Source organism: Ureibacillus sp. GCM10028918 (assembly GCF_042666115.1).
Taxonomy (GTDB): Bacteria; Bacillota; Bacilli; order Bacillales_A; family Planococcaceae; genus Ureibacillus.
Map to the genome: position 1 here is coordinate 1 of NZ_JBHTFK010000012.1, position 18,785 is coordinate 18,785.

Annotated in this window: 22 protein-coding genes and 3 pseudogenes; 14 read left to right on the plus strand and 11 right to left on the minus strand. The window is 34.2% G+C overall.

What is annotated here, in order from left to right; genetic code table 11:
- The 7 genes and pseudogenes from ACFQU5_RS11745 to ACFQU5_RS11775 all read right to left on the minus strand — a co-directional run.
- Positions 1-300: pseudogene (locus ACFQU5_RS11745) on the minus strand (exosporium glycoprotein BclB-related protein); the annotation flags it as partial.
- 202 nt (positions 301-502) lie between these two features.
- The gene (locus tag ACFQU5_RS11750; protein WP_390287965.1) at positions 503-1,579 is read right to left on the minus strand and encodes a glycosyltransferase family 2 protein; all 1,077 of its coding nucleotides are present in this window, start codon (positions 1,577-1,579) and stop codon (positions 503-505) included.
- 922 nt (positions 1,580-2,501) lie between these two features.
- Positions 2,502-2,861: a LysR substrate-binding domain-containing protein gene (locus ACFQU5_RS11755; protein WP_390288150.1), complete on the minus strand. Its 360-nt coding sequence runs from the start codon at positions 2,859-2,861 to the stop codon at positions 2,502-2,504.
- Positions 2,859-3,580: pseudogene (locus tag ACFQU5_RS11760) on the minus strand (IS3 family transposase); the annotation flags it as partial. The gene ACFQU5_RS11755 and the pseudogene ACFQU5_RS11760, both read right to left, overlap by 3 nt.
- A gap of 299 nt (positions 3,581-3,879) precedes the next feature.
- The gene (locus ACFQU5_RS11765) at positions 3,880-4,848 is read right to left on the minus strand and encodes an NAD(P)-dependent alcohol dehydrogenase (RefSeq protein ID WP_390287966.1); all 969 of its coding nucleotides are present in this window, start codon (positions 4,846-4,848) and stop codon (positions 3,880-3,882) included.
- Between the two features lie 209 nt (positions 4,849-5,057).
- Positions 5,058-5,645 (minus strand): Crp/Fnr family transcriptional regulator, encoded by a 588-nt coding sequence (locus ACFQU5_RS11770; protein WP_390287968.1) that lies wholly within the window; start codon positions 5,643-5,645, stop codon positions 5,058-5,060.
- Positions 5,646-6,149: 504 nt separating this feature from the next.
- Positions 6,150-7,523 (minus strand): aminotransferase-like domain-containing protein, encoded by a 1,374-nt coding sequence (locus tag ACFQU5_RS11775; RefSeq protein WP_390287970.1) that lies wholly within the window; start codon positions 7,521-7,523, stop codon positions 6,150-6,152.
- Between the two features lie 150 nt (positions 7,524-7,673).
- Between ACFQU5_RS11775 and ACFQU5_RS11780 the strand changes: the two genes are divergently transcribed.
- Complete coding sequence (locus ACFQU5_RS11780; RefSeq protein ID WP_390287972.1) at positions 7,674-8,591, plus strand: DMT family transporter; 918 nt, start codon at positions 7,674-7,676, stop codon at positions 8,589-8,591.
- Between the two features lie 172 nt (positions 8,592-8,763).
- Here the strand turns inward: ACFQU5_RS11780 and ACFQU5_RS11785 are convergent, their stop codons facing one another.
- The 3 genes from ACFQU5_RS11785 to ACFQU5_RS11795 are packed head-to-tail and all read right to left on the minus strand — an operon-like array spanning position 8,764 to position 9,738.
- Entirely contained in the window at positions 8,764-9,081 is a 318-nt protein-coding gene (locus ACFQU5_RS11785; RefSeq protein ID WP_390287974.1) for an AzlD domain-containing protein, read from the minus strand.
- A 1-nt stretch (position 9,082) separates the two neighbouring features.
- A complete protein-coding gene (locus ACFQU5_RS11790; protein ID WP_390287976.1) occupies positions 9,083-9,424 on the minus strand; it encodes a hypothetical protein in 342 nt (113 codons plus the stop codon).
- Positions 9,403-9,738: an AzlC family ABC transporter permease gene (locus tag ACFQU5_RS11795; protein WP_390287978.1), complete on the minus strand. Its 336-nt coding sequence runs from the start codon at positions 9,736-9,738 to the stop codon at positions 9,403-9,405. Before ACFQU5_RS11795 ends, ACFQU5_RS11790 begins: the two co-directional genes overlap by 22 nt.
- 71 nt (positions 9,739-9,809) lie before the next feature.
- Here ACFQU5_RS11795 and ACFQU5_RS11800 point away from each other — a divergent pair, with 71 nt between their 5' ends.
- The 8 genes and pseudogenes from ACFQU5_RS11800 to ACFQU5_RS11835 all read left to right on the plus strand — a co-directional run bounded on the left by ACFQU5_RS11800 (position 9,810) and on the right by ACFQU5_RS11835 (position 14,793).
- The gene (locus ACFQU5_RS11800) at positions 9,810-10,070 is read left to right on the plus strand and encodes an alpha/beta hydrolase (protein WP_390287980.1); all 261 of its coding nucleotides are present in this window, start codon (positions 9,810-9,812) and stop codon (positions 10,068-10,070) included.
- 81 nt (positions 10,071-10,151) lie between these two features.
- Positions 10,152-10,481 carry an alpha/beta hydrolase gene (locus ACFQU5_RS11805; protein ID WP_390287982.1) on the plus strand — a complete coding sequence of 110 codons (330 nt, stop codon included), beginning with the start codon at positions 10,152-10,154 and terminating at the stop codon, positions 10,479-10,481.
- 1 nt (position 10,482) lies between these two features.
- On the plus strand, positions 10,483-10,749 hold the full coding sequence (locus ACFQU5_RS11810) for an aldo/keto reductase (protein ID WP_390287984.1): 267 nt from the start codon (positions 10,483-10,485) through the stop codon (positions 10,747-10,749).
- A 175-nt stretch (positions 10,750-10,924) separates the two neighbouring features.
- Complete coding sequence (locus ACFQU5_RS11815; protein WP_390287986.1) at positions 10,925-11,755, plus strand: SDR family oxidoreductase; 831 nt, start codon at positions 10,925-10,927, stop codon at positions 11,753-11,755.
- Positions 11,756-11,878: 123 nt separating this feature from the next.
- A complete protein-coding gene (locus tag ACFQU5_RS11820; RefSeq protein WP_390287988.1) occupies positions 11,879-12,538 on the plus strand; it encodes a dihydrofolate reductase family protein in 660 nt (219 codons plus the stop codon).
- 126 nt (positions 12,539-12,664) lie between these two features.
- Positions 12,665-13,027 carry a nuclear transport factor 2 family protein gene (locus tag ACFQU5_RS11825; protein WP_390287990.1) on the plus strand — a complete coding sequence of 121 codons (363 nt, stop codon included), beginning with the start codon at positions 12,665-12,667 and terminating at the stop codon, positions 13,025-13,027.
- A 63-nt stretch (positions 13,028-13,090) separates the two neighbouring features.
- A pseudogene (locus ACFQU5_RS11830) lies at positions 13,091-13,333 on the plus strand (cupin domain-containing protein); the annotation flags it as partial.
- A gap of 776 nt (positions 13,334-14,109) precedes the next feature.
- Positions 14,110-14,793, plus strand: coding sequence for a TraR/DksA C4-type zinc finger protein (locus ACFQU5_RS11835; RefSeq protein ID WP_390288152.1), 684 nt, complete (start codon positions 14,110-14,112; stop codon positions 14,791-14,793).
- Positions 14,794-15,560: 767 nt separating this feature from the next.
- On the opposite strand, the gene ACFQU5_RS11840 is transcribed toward ACFQU5_RS11835, so the two are convergent.
- Entirely contained in the window at positions 15,561-15,710 is a 150-nt protein-coding gene (locus tag ACFQU5_RS11840; protein ID WP_390287992.1) for a hypothetical protein, read from the minus strand.
- Between the two features lie 456 nt (positions 15,711-16,166).
- Between ACFQU5_RS11840 and ACFQU5_RS11845 the strand changes: the two genes are divergently transcribed.
- The 5 genes from ACFQU5_RS11845 (at position 16,167) to ACFQU5_RS11865 (ending at position 18,622) form a co-directional block, all read left to right on the plus strand.
- Positions 16,167-16,325, plus strand: a complete 159-nt coding sequence (locus tag ACFQU5_RS11845; protein ID WP_390287994.1) for a multidrug transporter — start codon at positions 16,167-16,169, stop codon at positions 16,323-16,325.
- A 210-nt stretch (positions 16,326-16,535) separates the two neighbouring features.
- On the plus strand, positions 16,536-16,661 hold the full coding sequence (locus ACFQU5_RS11850; RefSeq protein ID WP_390287996.1) for an NUDIX hydrolase: 126 nt from the start codon (positions 16,536-16,538) through the stop codon (positions 16,659-16,661).
- Complete coding sequence (locus ACFQU5_RS11855; protein ID WP_390287998.1) at positions 16,640-16,966, plus strand: NUDIX domain-containing protein; 327 nt, start codon at positions 16,640-16,642, stop codon at positions 16,964-16,966. The genes ACFQU5_RS11850 and ACFQU5_RS11855 overlap by 22 nt, the downstream gene beginning before the upstream one ends.
- 542 nt (positions 16,967-17,508) lie before the next feature.
- Positions 17,509-17,862: an STAS domain-containing protein gene (locus ACFQU5_RS11860; RefSeq protein WP_390288000.1), complete on the plus strand. Its 354-nt coding sequence runs from the start codon at positions 17,509-17,511 to the stop codon at positions 17,860-17,862.
- Between the two features lie 283 nt (positions 17,863-18,145).
- Complete coding sequence (locus ACFQU5_RS11865) at positions 18,146-18,622, plus strand: DinB family protein (RefSeq protein WP_390288002.1); 477 nt, start codon at positions 18,146-18,148, stop codon at positions 18,620-18,622.
- The last annotated feature ends 163 nt before the right edge of the window (positions 18,623-18,785 follow it).

Here is an 18,785-nt window from a genome sequence, read left to right on the forward strand (position 1 = left end):
CCCAGTAGCGCCCGTAGCTCCAGCCGGTCCGATGTCACCAGTAGCGCCCGTAGCCCCAGTAGCTCCAGCAGATCCAGCCGGTCCGATGTCACCGGTAGCGCCTGTAGCCCCCCTAGGTCCCATTGGTCCCCTAGGTCCCATTAGTCCTCTAGGTCCCATTGGTCCTCTAGGTCCTGGCGGTCCCTTAGGTCCCTTTGGTCCTACTACACAATCATTTTTGTATTTCTCATTTTCCTTGGTATTTTTTTTGCAACTACACTGTTCTTTCTTGCATTTTTTACAGTGTTTATTACTATCCATTTTATCACCAACCTTTTGCCATATACTATTCGACTAAGTAATGATAGAGGGGGATAAATTAACTAATTCTTTAAAGAGATTTGGTAATAGTCTAAGAGATTTACCTCATGGAATGCATTGGATTTCGTCGCTAAAACTATCAAATGAGGAGGTGCTCTTTTTTATTGTTTTAGAACCCTTGATACGGAAGGGTTTAGAATTATCAAATTAACTTATTTAGAATTTTTTCTAAATATTTTTTATTATTTATTATATTAATGTCTGTAGCTTTATATTTTCTAGCTTGTTCATTATGGTAATATGCTTTCTCATATAGTTTTATTCGATCATAAAGGACACATAATTGTAGATGAGGTAACCAAGTGGAGAATTTAGTGTTCTGAAAACTTAAAAGTTGCGGATTTTCATAAAGTAGAGCTTGACTATACCAGTAAATAGCCTCGTGGTTTTTATATTGTTCCATAAAATAATACCCGAGACGACAACTTGCTTCTGGCCGAGGTACGTCATAGGCAAAGCTTTTTAAAGTAGAGCTTAGTTCTTTGTCCTTATTATTTAATCGATGGTAACAATCTGCAAGTTTAAAGCATGCACTTATGTTGTCTTCTATCCATCCCAATTTAGATTCTAAGAATTCTTCATAATAATGGATAGCTTCTTCAAAATTATGGTGATCTACAAGTTCGTTAGCGTAATAGAATGTATCTCTTGGTGAAAGTGTTTTTCCTGATTCTAACAATTTTTTATATATACTGATATTACGATCACTATCATGGCCCAGGGGGAGATGAGTAACAGCTACCTCGCTATCATATAAATTTCCTGAAACAGAAAGATACTCGTGAACTGCACCTATCCACTTAAAACCGTTTTCTTTTCTTACTAATCGATATCTCTTTAAAAGGGAAGTAACATTTCCATGGCTATCGAAGCTCAAATGGTAATTCATTGAAACGGCATCAATGGAATGGTGTAATGATTGTTTAAGCATTTTAAATTTTTCCTGGTCTTCTACTGTAAATATGTCATCAGCATCCATCCATAGGATAAATTCTTTTGTTGCTTGTTGAAATGAATAATTCCTAGCAGCTGCAAAATCATCAATCCATTGAAAGTCAAATACGCGATCTGTATACTTTTTAACGATTTCTTTTGTCTGATCAATAGAACCTGTATCTACAATATTAATCTCATCAACTAACTCATGAATTGACTCTAGGCATCTTTCAATTACTTCCTCTTCGTTTTTGACAATCATACATAAACTTATTGTTATCACTCTTAATACCTCCAATTATTTAATATATATATGTAGCATTACAATTTCTTGACTATGATGAAGAAGTGATGAAATATCTTAGATTAAAACGTTTATAAACCAACAATCGATTGCTAAACCATATAAGTGGCAAGAACCTCAACAATCGTGCGCAATTCTTGTAAAAGGAATTGTGTCTTTTTAGTTAGTATCTTTAAAAGTGGTATTAAATACTTGAACCAAATTATTCAGTAAGTAAGGATGAACGCAATAAAAGAGACTGTCTGAACCAGGACAGCCTCCCTTTGGACACATATATTTGTGGATGCGGTCACCATCATAACCATCAAAATATATGTCTTGAAAGAAAATGAAAGTAGGAAAGTAGAAATCAGCAAGTTAACTTCTGCTTTTATATTAGGATATTCAAACACGCTAAATCGATTTGGGCAAATCACTACTGAATAATTCGAAGGATAGACGCAATAAGAGAGGCTGTCAAAACCAGGACAGCCTCCCTTTGGAACCATATATTTGTGGATGTGGTGGCCACCATAACTATTAAAATATATGTCTTGAAAGAAAATTAAAGGAGGAAAATAGAAAACAGCAAGTTAACTTCTGCTTTCATATTTAGGATATTCAAACACGAATTATAGGACTAGGGATAGTACCTACTGAACAATTCAAAAATATTTTGTAGTACCTTATTCCACAATCGGGCGCGATTCTTCAATAAGAAGATCGCTTTTTTCCGTTATAGGGCCAGATTGTTGAATAACAGGTTAAATTATATAACACAATATTTTTGAATAAATGTACTTATACTCTGGTTCGTTGTATGTAAGAGCCTTTAGAAGAAAGGGTCAAATTTTTATAAAACACTTTTTTGCATAGAGAGTAATTTACAAAGATGTAAGAGTATACTGAATAATTTCATTGGTTACTCGTTTGTACTGAAATAATTAATGGCATGCTCATAGAATTTCTTTGTAATAGGAGAGATTAATGCGTTTTCATTCCAAATCACTCCTATTGTTCTTTTGCATGATGGGGTTGAAATTTTAATTTGTTCTACAATCTGGTTTCCTTGAAGTTTTGGCAAAAAGGAAACTCCTAAATTGGCTGAAACTAACCCGGCAATTGTATCAATTTCTTCTCCTTCAAAACTAACTTTTGGTGTAAACGACGCTTGTTTAAACATTTTATCCGTAATTGTTCTAAGTCCATATCCTTCTTTCAAAACAACAAATTCTTCATCAATAAGCTCGGTTATTTCAATTAATTGTCTTGATGCATACAATATGCATACGTAGTGCCATTTTTTCTCCACACGAACGTATGTTAAATCACTAACAACTACTGCTAATTGTTCTTCTTGTTTAAACTGGCGCTGTAACTCATTTTTAATTGGCGCTTCATTACAACTTTGTTTGTGTGGCTTGTATTGTGCCACCGTGTATTTTGATACGAGACCTAATTGTTTCATAATTCGGCCGATTCGACGACGGGAAACAATTTTTTTCTGTTTCTCCAATTCTACTTTGAGTTTACGAGTACCATAGTTACTTCGGCTTTCCTTAAAGAGTCGTTGAATGTTGTTGGAAAGCTCAACTTCTTCTTTGGCATGTGCTTCTTTTTCACGCAGATTGGCGTGATAGTAATAGGTACTTTTGGCGATGTTGAGGACGTTACACATTGCTGATACTGAATATTTGTGAGCGTTATTTCGAATCACATCTATTTTCGTCCCATAATCAGCGCTGCTTGCTTTAAAATGTCGTTCTCCATCATTAAACGTTGGTTTTCTTTGCGTAATCGTATTAATTCATTTTCTTCTTCAGTACGGTTCTCATGAGCAGTAAATGACCCAGTTTCTTGATGGTTTTTAATCCAGCGATCTAACGCAGAAGGCGTTATTTCATATTCTCGACAGATATCCGCACGGGACTTTCCATTTTCATATAGCTTTACTAATTGTAGTTTGAATTCTGGTGTGAAAGTTCGACGTTGACGTGACATAGTAGCACGCTCCCTTAGGTTAGTATGTTAAGTCTACTAGCCCTTATAGTATCTGTCCAACTTAGTGTAGCCGATTCATATATTGGATTTTATAAAATAAGAGAAGGATGAATGACACCTATATATAATTAAACCCAACAGTACCAATTTATTGCCATACTCCGCACATTGTGAAGCGGTTGATTGGTTGGAATTAGTATAATAGTAAAATAAAAAGCAGACGAATTAGAAGTGTCGTTACCGCAATTCTAATTTGTTTGCCATCTGCTTTTATTAAAGGATAAAGTAAGGGCACTCCGTTATATGGTAATCACCACTTTACCTTGGGCGTGACCTTCCTGAAAATATTTGAACGCCTCAGCTATTTCACTTAACTTAAACCGTTTATCAATTATAGGTTTTACTTTACTGGTCTCAAGTAATCCTTTTACATCATTTAAGTCTTTTTGATTTGCTCTTTGCAACAGGCTACTTATTTTCTTGCTTCCAGTCATAGAAATAAAAGGTCCAATAAATAATGTTTGATAAAGTTGAGACTCGGCCCCCCCTACGTGAACAAAATTCCCGTTTGGTTTTAATACTTGTTTGTAAGCTGAAAGGGAATTAGAGCCATTCACGCCAAGAACTAAATCATAATACTCCTTATGTCGAGTGAAACGCTCTTTTGAATAATCAATAATATGGTCGGCCCCTATCGAACGCAAAATTTCTACATTTCTTGTACTACATACACCCGTTACTTCAGCCCCCAATGCTTTAGCAATTTGTACCGCAAAAGTACCAACGCCACCAGATGCACCATGGATTAGTACTTTATGTCCCGATTTAATTTTACCTTTATCTCGTAATCCCTGTAAGGCTGTCACACCAGCCATAGGAACAGCAGCCGCTTCCTCAAAGGAGATATTGTTTGGCTTTAAGGCTAAAACATATTCGGGGACTGTTACATATTCAGCAAATCCACCCCACCCACAACCAGAGAGGTCTCCGAATACTTCATCTCCTACTTTGAATAGCTTAACGTCTTTCCCCACGGCTTCAACTGTACCAGCTATGTCACCTCCTGGGATCGAATATTTTGGTTTCATTAGTCCGAAGGCAAATCGGGCTAATAAGGGTTTACCTTTCAGAAGAACTAAGTTCCCAAAGTTTAAAGAGGCAGAATGAACCTTTATCAGTACTTGATTCTCTGTAGGGAAAGGTTTTTCCACCTCTTTCAACTCAAGTACATCGGGTGAACCATATTTATTACAAACGATTGCTTCCATAAAAAACCCCCTCCAAACTAGTCTCTTTGGTGATTAAATAATACCAAGGGGGTAAATACCGTTCATTGACTTAAGTTAATTTACTAAGCATTTTATAAGTTTTTTACAAAGAGTAGGGGGATTTGGTTCATAATGTTTGGCGTGTTAGTATTCAGTGCATTGTTGCTGCTAAAGTGGTGAGATATTACGAAAAGTGGATGGTATCTATTTTAAAAATTACTTTTTTTAATTCGCTTTTTTATTCTACTTAATGACTCTGGAGTAATACCAAGATAACTAGCCAATTGATGTTGTGGTACACGGTTAATTAACTGGGGGCGTTGACTTAAAACGGTTTTGTATCGTTCTTCAGGAGAAGAGCTGATAAATTCACCTAATTGTTCTTGCATTTCACCAAGGTTTATTTCCATCATCTTTCGTATCATCATTTCAAGTTGTGGGTATTTGTTAAACATTGTATTTTCAGAATCAACATCACCAACAACTAATATACAATCCTCGACACACAGTAATGAATGTTTTGACAAATCACCTTGAGTCTTTTCATTGATAATTGGTATAGCTTGTTCTTCAGTAAAAAAGTTTGTTGTTACCTCTTTACCCGATTCATCTATAAAAAACTGCCTAACACAGCCCTCTAATACGAAATAACATTTGATGGAAGAAAGTTCTCCTTGTCTAAGAAGGTATTTACCTTTTTTATATTTATCAATAGTTAAACTTTCAAAGATTGCTCGCTGTTCTTCTTCGCTAATTAAAGTAAAGTCAGACATATATTTTAAAAGTATATTAATCATATATTCTCTCCCTTTCATTAAGGCAATTTAAATGTAACTTAATCATTTAAACAATTTTATCATTTCTCCTTTATTAGATAAAAACAATTGAAATAGCACCTAAATTATCAGGCACGATTAGACTAAGCGATTATTTTCCAATTCAATAACGAGGTACTTAAGTAAAGAAAGGATTTATAAAGCATATAAATACTAATCTAATAACATTCCAAAATAAAAATTAAGGAAGAGTGCTAGGTTATACGATTGTAGGACTTAGCCAATTACTTAAATCCACCTGCACCAATGTGTTGCCACATACAGTCGATACAGAGTATTTTATTTTGATCTTCAACAATCGGGCAGCTTTCCTTGAAAAAGGAAAGTGCTTTATTCAATTAAAGGGCCATAATGTGGAATAACTACTTTAAGGAATACCAATTTCGGAACTTTTTTAAAAAATCGATTCCTCCTGTATATTAAGGAATCGACTTTAATTTGAGAAACATACAAGTCTTATTGACTTTAATGATAGGATTTAAACGAGAGTGGATTGTATTTCTTTTTTTCACACATACCGATTATAAAAGTAGCTAATTGTTGAATACCGAGATGGATTTTATTTTCATTTACTTGTGAAATGCTTAGTCGAATTGCTTTCTGTTTGTTTTCGGCTAAGAACATTCTCGAAGCATTGTCTACATATATATGTTTTTCATGTAGCAGGTAAATTAATTTATCGACATCTATATGGGACGGCAAGGAGATCGTGAGATAAAAACCACTTTTTGGTTTTGTAAATTGTACATAGTTTGGTAAATACAATGAACAAGCTTCTAATAATGTATTCATTTTTTTAATGTATAACTTTTTTACGTTTTCTAAATGATATTGAAACATACCATTTTTTAAATAGATTTCTAATGCTCCTTGTGAAAGTGGCGATGTATTGAAATCAACGCTAAATTTATTTTGTATAAATGAGGGAATCATTTTTTCAGGGAGTACAACTGTTGCAATACGTAGTCCGGGCAAAAATACTTTCGAAAAACTCTTAACATAAATGACTCTTCCGTTGGGTTTGTACGCAAACAAAGGGTCTGCTTTTGAATCCGTATCTAATTCTGCTAAGTAATCATCCTCTACAATGTATACATCGTATTTTTCTGCAAGAGCTACGATTTTTTCCTTTTCCTCACTTGTGTAATGATGTCCTAGTGGGTTGTGGCATCTTGTAATGATGTAAAAGAATTTAATATCATTGGATCGAAACAAATTCTCAAGTCTTTCAAAATCAATCCCTTCCATTGTTAATTCAATTCCCAACGTTGTAATCTGATTTAAATGTAAGGAATCTATCATACCAAAGTATGTAGGTTGCTCAATTAATACATTCTTTTTCCCATTTGGAAACGGCATGGCGGACAGAATATGAAGTGCTTGTTGTGATCCAGAAGTAATAACAAGTCGATCAGGTTTCGTAAATACCTGTAGAAGTTGTAAATACTTCGCAAGCTCCTTACGTAAAGAAAAAAGACCCTGTTGATCACTATAAGTAAATAATTGTTCTTTATAATGGTCAATCGCTTGATTGATGCAATGCTGAAAGTCTTCATACGGCATGATTCGTTTATCTGGGCCAGCAGATAAAAAATCTATATCTATTTCATGATGAATAGATGTTTGATAATAATCAACTACGTAATAGCCGCTTTTGGGTTTTACATAGACAATATGCTGTTTTTCCAATTCAACTAATGCCTTAACAACCGTATTTTTACTACATTGAAATTGTTCAGCGAGCAGACGAATTGATGGTAATTTATCTCCTGTCTTCAACTTCCCATCTTCAATTTGTTGTTTCACCCATTCTAAAATGCGACTATATTTTGTTGTCATATATATTCTCCTTAACTATCTGTCCCAGGACAGATGGGGAATTTTCTTGGTGTAAAAAGAGTTGATATTCCTTACAATCATGTTTAATTAGCTTAATCCTTTCAACTATGATTATGGGATATTTTTTTATGTCTGTGAAGGGGGATTTAAATGGAGAACAATATTAAAAGAGGAATGCTATTAGGCTTTATCGGCATAGTTTGTTTCGGTCTTACATTACCAGCTACAAGTATTGCTGTCCCTTATTTTGGTGAGATAATTGTTGGATTAGGTAGGACAGTTATTGCAGCAATAATCGTAAGTATCATTTTTATCATAAAAAAGGAATCATTACCTAATAAAAGACACTTTATTAGCTTAGTTATTGTCGCTGTTGGTGCTGTACTAGCCTTTCCGTTATTAACAACATTTGCAATGAAGTCCTTGCCTGTATCTCATGGTGCAATTGAATTGGCTTTACTACCACTTGCTACAGCTGGTTTTGCTATGTGGCGTGGCGGTGAGCGACCTTCAAAACGCTATTGGATCGTGAGTATAATTGGTGCTATAACAGTGCTTATGTATGCAATATATCTAGGTTTAGGGCAATTACAAAAAGGAGATATTGCACTAATTGCCGCTGTCATATTACTTGGATTAAGTTATGCAGAAGGTGGAAAACTCTCAAAAGAGCTTGGTAGTTGGCAAGTGATTGCTTGGGCTATATTAATTGGCGCCCCATTTTTTATTATTCCTGTTGGCTTCAGCATATCAGTTAATATGTTACAAGCGCCTATTGAAGCTTGGATCAGTTTGTTCTATTTAGGTCTTGTAAGTCAGTTTTTAGCATATGTTGCATGGTATGGGGGGATGTCTTTAGGAGGCATTGCAAGAGTAGGGCAGATTCAATATTTACAACCTTTTTTAATGATTGGATTTTCTGTATTATTCTTAGGAGAATCGATTACATGGCTAACGATTGTTTTAGCTATTATCATTGTGATATGCGTAATAATTGGAAAAAATGCACCTGTGATAAAGAAAGAGTCACATTATAAAAATAACGTTTCTTCAGAAAGAAGTAAATGACTGACTTTTATTATACCAGCTAATACAAAGTGTTAATTATTTAATGTTAAGATCTTCAACAATCGGGCGCTTTCCTTGAATAAGGAGAGGGTCTTTCTTCATGAATAGGGCCATATTCTTGAATATCATCTTGAAAAAGCATAAAAAAACGAATGGAAAAAACCATTCGTTTTTATTTTAACAAGATAAATTGTAAAGCAACAATAAATAATAAACTGCCTATAAAGCTAAAAAGGAAATCTTTCTTCCATAGCATGAGTAAAATACAAACAACCGTTGTTAATAAGTAATCGACCTTCCATGCTAGTTGACCTTCTTCAAGGAAGAGGGTTGGAAAAATAAGTCCGGCAAAGACACCAATAGGTACATAAAGTAATCCTCGTTTCACACGTACAGTTAAATACTTTTCAGGCACAATCAGCATTAATCTTCGTGTTAAAAAGGTAGCGAGTGCCATTAATAAAATAATAATTAGAATCGACATATTCATTTTAAACGTCCTCACTTGAAAAATAGCCAATTACAAATGTAACTAAGCCAGATAAGAGTAATAGGACACCAGTTGGAAAGAATATATAGCACACAAGTACAAAAACAGCACAGAGTATTAATGTGAATACTTGTCGCCATGAGGTAAGGTCACTAATTACAAGTAAGATGAAACAAGCTGTACTCGCAAACTCTAAACCGTTTGTATTGTCACTATTCATAAATTGCGTAAAATATGCACCGATTGCTGTACCAAACTCCCACGCTAAATATACAACAAGTCCTGCTCCAATTAAATAGCTACTTTGGATAGGTTCTTTTTTCAGTTTTGCATTTGATAGCACAAATAAGGAATCCGATAATAGAAAACATGGGGTGATAAACTCAAACCATATAAAAGATGCCTTGCGTTCAATAAAAATGATGTCATAAACAATGTGAAAAAACTTGTTTGTCCTAATAATTGTAAAATCGAAAGCTGTGCTGATCCAGCAAAAGAAACAAAGGACATGAGTGAACTCTCTAAAACAGTGAGTCCTGATTGTATGGATACCACACCAAATATTGCCCCAAATACAAACGTGCTAACACTAATAGGAATGGCATCTAAAGCCCCTTTTTGAAAAGGATGCTGTAATTTTTGTATTGCTTGAATCATTGTAATTAAAAACTCCCTTAACGATAAATCTAGTGTAAGATAAATAATATTAGAAAATTTGGGGTGATAGGATGCTTATTCGACCAGCGAAAGAACTCTTTCTAAATGGGAATGATACAGCCATATTGTTATTACACTCTTACACAAGTCATACACGTGATATGAAAAAATTAGCAGAATATCTAAACGAGCATATTGGTTGTACTTGTTATGTCCCATTATACAAGGGACACGGAGTAAAACCTGAAGCTCTGCTAGAGACTACTATAAATGATTGGTGGAAAGATACACAAGAGGCATATTATTTTCTACAACATAATGGGTTTAAATAAATTTCTCTTATTGGATTAGCAGTAGGTGGTATCTTTTCATTAAAATTAGCACAGGAAGTGCAAATTGAACGTCTTATTGTAATGTCCGCTCCAAAAGACCGTACACCAGAAACATCTGAAGAGATAGCAAAGGAATTGTTGTCTTTTCAGGAAATGTCATTACATTCATTTGAGATGTTCCAGCAATTTATTCATCAGACAATGGAACACGTTTCTCATATTACAGCACCAGTGGCAATCTATTATGGTAAGAGAGACGACTCTTTGTATGAAAAAAGTGCAAGTTTTATATATGAAAAAGTATCTTCATATGATAAGAAAATAAAGGCTTTTCCAAACTCCACACATTTAATGACTTTGGGAAAAGATCAGGAATCACTTTTTGAAGAAGTAATTTCTTTTATTAAATAGCTTGAATACCTTTGAAATAATACATTCCGTGTGTCCAATTGCTGCAATAGAAAATCAATATTCTATGATGTGCCGTGAGCCTGAAAAAGAATTATTTGATATTTGTGAAGAGTTAAGGATTGTTTTTGTAGCTTATAGCCCATTGGGAAATGGTTTCTTAAGCGGTAAATATACAAAGGATACAACCTATGAAGAAGGTGACTTTAGAGGTTTCATGGGAAGATTCAAACCTGAAGCAATGGACAAAAATCAAGCGTTATTGTACTAGCCTGGGAATTGGCTCAAAAACCATTTATTATACCAATTCCAGGTACAACAAAATTACACAGGATGGAAGAAAATATAGGTGGAGCAAACCTGAATAATGAAGTAAATCTCATTTACCTTTATTCATTATACGGATAAAAAAATTGTTTCTCAATTGGAAGTAAGGAGGACATACAGTGAAAGAAGTTGTACTCTGGACCGGTGCTGGACAGATTGGCATGGCGATAGCTAGAAGAATTGGTTTTGGAAAGAAAATTATTGTTGGCGATAAGAACGTAGACAATGCTAAGGCTATTACAAAAGTCTTGGAAGAAGCCGGATTTGATGTATTACCTGTAGAAACGGACATTTCCTCCAGAGAATCTATTTTAAATTTGATTGCAGAAGGTAAGAAGTATGGTGAAATTACTGCTCTTATCAATGCAGCTGGAGTGTCACCAAGCCAGGCACCTATTGAAACAATTTTGAAGGTGGATTTATACGGAACTGCAGTATTACTGGAGGAAGTAGGCAAGGTCATAACTCCTGGAGGCGTTGGTGTGACAATTTCTAGCCAATCAGGACACAGAATGCCTCAATTGGGAACTGAAATTGTTGAGCAGCTAGCAACGACACCAACTGAAGAACTCCTTAGTTTGGAAGTCCTTCAGCCAGAAAATATTAGGGATACATTGCACGCTTATCAAATGGCGAAACGGTGCAATGTGAAACGCGTTATGTTTGAATCGATACTGTGGGGAGAAAAACACGCTCGTATCAATTCCATTTCTCCAGGGATTATTGTAACGCCATTGGCTATAGACGAGTTCAATGGTCCAAAAGGGGATTTCTATAAGAATATGTTTGCCAAGTGCCCTGCCGGACGCCCAGGAACAGCTGATGAAGTTGCAAATGTGGCTGAGCTGCTGATGATGCCGCAGGGAGCCTTCATCACCGGATCGGATTTCCTAATTGACGGTGGAGCGACAGCTTCTTATTTTTATGGACCACTAAAACCAGTAGAATAATGAATTACCTCGCTAAAGTTCAGACAGCATAGGTGTTAGCAAACCGGGTTAATTAGGTGAATCATAACGAACCGTGAACTTTTTTAATCATGAATTGGAATAGCTAAAGAAGGGGAAATGAATTTGGAAAGGCCATATATTATTTGTCACATGCTAACTTCATTGGATGGGAAAATCATTGGAGATTATTTGAAAACCGAAAGAACTGCAAATTTTACAGATGTATACGAGAAAATCCATGGACGCTACGAATCTAATGCTTGGATGTGTGGTAGGATTACGATGGAAGAACATTTTACCTTAGGACATAAACTTGTTTTTGAACAAAAAAACATTCGACCTATCCCTAGGACTGATTATGTTGCAAACGTAAACGCTGAAAGTTATGCAATAGCAGTAGACCCTTCCGGAAAATTAGGATGGACTGAAAATTCAATCGAGGCATGGAATGCGCATAGGGCAGATGACCACATAGTAGAGGTGCTTACAGAGCGAGTATCTGATGCATATTTAGCTCACCTTAGGAAGATAGGCATATCTTATATTTTCGGTGGAAAGGAAACATTAAATTTCAGTTTGGTTGTAGAAAAATTAAAAGATCTATTTTCAATTGATAAGTTAATGATAGAAGGAGGAGGCTATTTAAACGGCTCCTTTTTGAATGAAGGACTAATAGATGAGCTGAGTCTAATTTTAGTTCCAATTGCAGATGGTGCTTCTAAATCTGTGTCATTATTTGAAACGAGTTCATATTTGAATAAAACAAATCCCGTTAACTTCTAGATATTGAAAAACTGGATGATGGGGGACTATGGATGAAGTATGTAACAAAATTGGATTGATATTTTTAATTAAGGATTGTTGATAGAGATAAATAAGTATTTAAAGATATTTCCTTAGAGGTTATAAATGGGTGAAAATCAACAAAAAATTTTAGAGGTTTATCAACAAATAGATGATGCAATGGTAAATAAAGACACTAAAATATTACATCAGATTCTCGATGATAATTATGTTTTAGTACACATGACTGGTTATCATCAACCAAAGCAAGAATGGCTTGAACAAATAGATAGTGAAGAAATGAAATATTTCAAAACTATGCCTCAGAAAACTACTATTACAATAAATGGCAATTCTGCTATTCTCATTTGTGATACTAAAATCGATGCGAGAATTTATGGTTTCAGAAACACTTGGGGAATGAAAATGGAGATGCATTTTGAGAAATGGAGATTATTGGTATCCAATGAATGCAATTGCAACATCTAAATAAAGGTAAATTAATTATTAACTACAAACCTAATTGAACTCAACAAAAAAGTTGGTATAAGTATGAAAAATGAAGAATTAAGTAATAGCACAATCTTTCCATTGGGACAAAAAGTTGATGCAAATTTTATCGGCGATGCATACTTAAAAATGGTTTTTACTGAAGAGACTCCACTCAATACATCAATCGGAAATGTAACTTTTGCGCCTGGTGCAAGAAATAACTGGCACTCTCACAAAGTTGGACAGGTATTATTAGTTACTGGTGGTGAGGGTTGGTATCAAGAAGAAGGAAAAACTGCTCAAACAGGGATGGTCATGATATATCGCGAAAAAGTCTAGCAGACTTTATTGTTAAATTAGCAGTAATACGCGGATTGGAAGTTCGACACAGTTTAGGGGTAAGCAAACCAAATTCATAAATTAAATAAATAAATAAATAAATAAATAACACTGCCGATAGTCGTTTCCTTTTAGGAAAACGGCTATTTTAAATGAAAATGTAACTAAACTAAAATGCTTTCCTCTAACAACGATATTCAACAATCGGGTGCCTTTCTTGAATAAGGAAAGTGCTTTATTCAATTAAAGGGCCATTTAATGGAATAACCACTAAAAACAACTTCATAATTATTTTTATTAAAAGTCAAGAAAACCATTAATAAATCTTTTAATTAAACGATTTGATATAATGTCACATAATTTAATAAGGAAAAATGAAAAGATGGATGAACATGTAGATTACCATGTTAACATTTATCCTTTTTCTACAACAAATGACCTCATTTACAACTACAAAATTAATAATTACCCCGACAGTATTAGAATATCTTTTTGCAACTCGTAAATCCTAAGTACAAACCTAATTTGAAATATGAACTTTACATCAGATTTTTTATTCGTTGTAACTACCAAAATGGTTTATTGACCGAGGCCTAGCAACATTGTTGTTAATGATGGTGAATGTAACAATGATCTTCTTTTTAGTGCAATATATATTGTATCTGTATTTGTATAAACTTATCTTTTAGACAAATACTTCAATCAAATTTGTTCATAATAATGAAAAGGACGTGATGACCATTCTAAACGAGAAGAAGATATTAAAGTTAAAAAATATGTTAATTGAGGAAAAACACTCGCTCCAACGACGAATGGATACAGATGATGAATATTTAGAACGGGGTAGTTTACGTGATTCTGTTGATGAGTTGTCAACAATCGATAATCATCCAGCAGATCTAGGTACCGAATTATACGAACGTGAAAAAGATATGGCGTTAAAAGTGCATGACGATGATGAGTTAGCAAAAATAAATACCGCCTTACAAAAGATTGAGGATGGAAGCTATGGCGTATGTGAAGTTTGTCATCAAGATATCCCATATGATCGATTGGTGGCACTGCCCTATACCTCTTTTTGTATTGAACATACGGATGCAAAAGCCGTTCCAACAGATCGACCGGTTGAAGAGCAAGTGATTCTTCCTCCAGTTGACAATTCTTTTTCTGGCCGAGATGACAAGGATGATATTCATGATTATGAAGATACGTTTCAAGTTGTAGCACAATATGGAACATCCGAAACACCGTCCGATTTTGAAGGGGATTTTGAAAATTATGATGAATTATATGAAGACCCTGAAGAAATTGCCGTTAATGACGAATGGGATTCCTTCCATATCTCCGAAACGGATGAATTAACACGCCAAGTTTCCATTCAAGAAGTAGAACATGCGAGAAAATTTGATTATTTAGAGGATTAAATGTGGGATTCAAAATGAGTCTAACAAAAAGTGGGATTGAAGTAACAGTTGCTTTAGCTGAATAAACGATATTCCACAATCAGGCGCTTTCCTTGAGTAAGGAAGGTGCTTTTTCATTATTACCGGGTCATTTAACGGAGCAATTCCTTAAAAGAAAATTAGTTCTCTATGTTAAATTTTAAATAGAGATTATGAAATTTTGTACTTTAAGTAACGGGGCAGTTTGTTATATATTCTGATTTTTAAGGAGTGATAAATATGGTTCAAAAAGTTACTATTGAGGTAGTTTTGGAAACGTTAGAAAACACTAATAACATTGTGGGCAATATATATTTCGCTATTGATTATCATCGCTTCTTTCCTGTTGATGAATGATCTGATTTCGTGATTATTATTTTATCTTGGTGGATTGACTCACTTAAAGGGCTGGTTAATTCTAAACCGAGTATAAGATTCCTCTTCTGCTTCATGCTATGTAATTTCCTATTGAGCTTGAGTAAATTGACTGCCAGCTTCCGTTGTTTCTGGTTCTTTGTCTGTTACTTCCTCAGCTTTAGTCACCGGTGCATCCACTTTAAGGGGAATTCACCTTCCAATAGGTGGCCATCTTCCTAACGATACTCCAATTTACCTGATAGTCAGCATTTGAAAGCGCTCAGCAACAGTACCTGTTAAATGTACTGTCACCAATAAAAAGATCTTGAATTTCGGCAGCTTGCCCAGAAGATGATGTTAAATTGATGAAACTTCCTTGTTCGATTTGTGCATCAAACTAGAGAGGTAATTTCATTTAATGGCTCAGTTATCACCTCACCATCCTGCGGGTTTGACCTTGCCAAATGTGAATGAGCATAAACGCTATGCGAAATAGTCGTTGCCAGTAAAACTGCTGTTGCAGTTGCAATAAATTCTTTCAAAATAATTCCTCCTAAATTTAATTTTGATTATCTAATCAAGTCATTATTTTTATTGCAGGATTAATTAAAATAAATAACACTGGGGGAATTAAGCTTTTGTTACCACATTTACAGGGGCAATATTTGTGACCCTTTTGATATTATTATTAACGCCTAATAGATATGAAATCGTTTCAGATCTATTAAAACTACAGTAAAAAATGATGTTGTTTAAAACAACCGGGTGATTTAGTTGAAGGACGATTAAGGGGTATCCATCTCAAACGAGATGGTCTTTTTTTATTTAATTATTTTGAATTAGATACAATGTAACTGTGTTCCAATAGCTACTGTGAGAAGGAAACGGTATAGCATTTTATTATATTTTCAAGTGTTGGAAATTGTCATCCAAATTTAATGTAAAGGTCGTATTTTATCGTTTATAATAGAATAAAATGATATCAGAGGGGGATTAATATGGATATTGAAAAGAATAAGCCATCAGTACCTCACTTGGATGAAAAGCTAAAAAATAATCATGAAACTAACGGTAATGAACTGCCTCTAACAATAAAGGAAACAATAGCTAAAAATAAAAAAATAATAGAGAAAAACCGAGAAATTCTACAGAAATAATTCCTATAATTTAGTGATGGATTTAAAAAGCATAGAATAAGCATTTCTTCTCCAACAATCAGGCGCTTTCCTTGAATTAGGAAAGTGCTTTATTGAATTAAGGGCCAGATTGTTGAGTAACAATCTTTTATGAATAGTAACTAAATGACGCTTTTGGAACGATTTTTAATGGTATAATAATTACATAAAATTACAATTAGGAGACCGGCAATGGAAACTTTCGGTAAACGGAATTATGATTTAAATTATTGGAAAAGAACTGGAGCGTATGCTGTCATTCAAAACGACCATCAACAATTTTTATGTGTAGAAGATTGGACGGGAATTTATTTTTAGTTGGTGGTGGGGTTGAAGAAGGTGAATCTCCTGAATGTGCGATATTAATAGAGAGTATTGAGGAAACAGGTCATAAAATTCAAATCATTAAGATTATAGGTAAAGCAGAAAGACACTGGGTTTCACCAAGATATCCTCGTGACTCTCAACACAATATCGGAATATTGTACGCATGTGAACTGTTAGAAAAGATAGCAGAACCAGTTGAAAAAGAAACAATGCGCTGGGTTGATTTCAATTATTTAGAAAAGCATCTTTTCCACGAACATCATTTATACTTAGTAAAACAGTACTTAAATATTTAATAATTAATATAAGGCTTTATACAAAATACGTTCCTAAACAAAAGTTTGGGGACAGAGAAAACCAATCTTCAACAATAGGGCGCAATTCTTGAAAAGGAATTGTGCCTTTTTAGTTAGCATCTTTAAAAGTGGTATTGCTTGAACCAAATTATTCAGTAAGTTAGAAAAACGCAATAAAAGAGACTGTCTGAACCAGGACAGCCTCCCTTTGGACACTATATATTTGCGAATGCGTTCACCATCTTAACCACCAAAATATATGTCTTGAAAGAAAATGAAAGCAGGAAAGTAGAAATCAAGTCGTTAACTTCTGCATTCATATTATATTATTCAAACACGTTTTATCGGTCAGGGCGTAACACCTACTGAGCAATTCCTAGATATTATATTGTACCTCAAAAAAAGGATGTTTATGTTGAAATCGGGTGGGTTAAGAAGGGGATGGGAGTTTAGTTGTAGAAAAACTATCAAAGAAGTGGTTAAAATGGTTTGATATTTTTGAAAGAGGGAATTAGTAAATCAGCTATTATGGAGGCGAATAAATGAGGCTAAGTATCCAATTTTATGAAATTGAAAATTTATTAATAGGGTTTATTAAAGGTGAAATCGATATTCATACAGCTCCAATGTTAAAAGATGAATTCGAATCGATTGTTTTGTCAGAAGGCATGATTATAGAATTAGATTTGTCTAAAGTAATTTATATGGATAGTAGTGGTCTTGCAGTAATTGTTGCACTCTATAAGAGAGTAATTAAAGAGAAAGTTGATTTGAAATTGGTACTATCTGAACGAATAACGAGAATGTTCAAAATTACGGGTCTTAGTGAATTTATGGATATTGAAATGGGAAGAGCAAACAAATGTAAGCTAGGTTTATCAAATATTAATAATTAAGCTACTTAACTAATGTGAGCTCAAATGAGTAACGCTCTTGCACAATCGGGCGCTTTAGTTGAAGACCGATTAATAGTATCCATCTCAAACGAGATGGTCTTTTCTTTTTTGATATAAATATTTTTAATGTGACACAATGTAACTGTGTTTAATTAGTTTCTGTGATAAGGAAAACGTATAGCAAATTTCTACTAACGGAGCAAGTTACTTAAATGAAAAGAGGGATTTTAGTGACAAGAAGCTAATTCTTATAGTTATAAACAATTATATTGGAGTGTTTACATTGTTAAATTTTTTTGAATATAACTGGCAGGTAAGAGACGAATGGTTTGAATGGTGTAACCAACTATCAAATGAGGAATTGATAAAAGATCGTACTGGTGGAGTAGGGAGTATTTTATATACTCTTTTTCACATTATTGATGTTGAATATAGTTGGCTTCGTGGTATTCAAGGCAAAGAAGACATAGTAGTTGAATTTGCTGATTATGATACGGCTGAAAAGGTTAAATCTCTTTCTGATAGATTGCGAAATGAAATAGCAGAATTTCTAAAAAAAAATTTAGATGAATTAAAAGAGAAAGTTGTATGTGTCCCATGGGATGAAGATAAATATACCGTTGTGGAAATATTACATCATATAATTGCCCATGAAATTCATCACATTGGGCAACTCTCTATTTGGTCAAGAGAATTAGAACTCAACCCCGTACCTGCTAACTTTATCGGAAGAAAGTTTAAATCTATTCATTCTTATTAACTAAAGGAAGCTATAGTTGATTAACGATATTCAACAATCGGGCGCAGGAATTGAGCAAAAATGGGCTGTAGCAGTCCATTTTTGCTTTTTACGTAATTAAAGGGCAGTTTAGTTAAAGAGGTGGAATAAATTAACTATTAATATCAGCAACAAACAGTAAGGT

Coding starts and splice junctions, on each gene's coding strand:
- ACFQU5_RS11765 (WP_390287966.1), bottom strand. CDS start 4,848: ATGGAAGCAATCGTTTGTAATAAATATGGTTCACCCGATGTACTTGAG.
- ACFQU5_RS11770 (WP_390287968.1), bottom strand. CDS start 5,645: ATGATTAATATACTTTTAAAATATATGTCTGACTTTACTTTAATTAGC.
- ACFQU5_RS11775 (WP_390287970.1), bottom strand. CDS start 7,523: ATGACAACAAAATATAGTCGCATTTTAGAATGGGTGAAACAACAAATT.
- ACFQU5_RS11780 (WP_390287972.1), top strand. CDS start 7,674: ATGGAGAACAATATTAAAAGAGGAATGCTATTAGGCTTTATCGGCATA.
- ACFQU5_RS11785 (WP_390287974.1), bottom strand. CDS start 9,081: ATGAATATGTCGATTCTAATTATTATTTTATTAATGGCACTCGCTACC.
- ACFQU5_RS11795 (WP_390287978.1), bottom strand. CDS start 9,738: ATGATTCAAGCAATACAAAAATTACAGCATCCTTTTCAAAAAGGGGCT.
- ACFQU5_RS11800 (WP_390287980.1), top strand. CDS start 9,810: ATGCTTATTCGACCAGCGAAAGAACTCTTTCTAAATGGGAATGATACA.
- ACFQU5_RS11805 (WP_390287982.1), top strand. CDS start 10,152: ATGTCCGCTCCAAAAGACCGTACACCAGAAACATCTGAAGAGATAGCA.
- ACFQU5_RS11825 (WP_390287990.1), top strand. CDS start 12,665: ATGGGTGAAAATCAACAAAAAATTTTAGAGGTTTATCAACAAATAGAT.
- ACFQU5_RS11845 (WP_390287994.1), top strand. CDS start 16,167: ATGGATATTGAAAAGAATAAGCCATCAGTACCTCACTTGGATGAAAAG.
- ACFQU5_RS11850 (WP_390287996.1), top strand. CDS start 16,536: ATGGAAACTTTCGGTAAACGGAATTATGATTTAAATTATTGGAAAAGA.
- ACFQU5_RS11860 (WP_390288000.1), top strand. CDS start 17,509: ATGAGGCTAAGTATCCAATTTTATGAAATTGAAAATTTATTAATAGGG.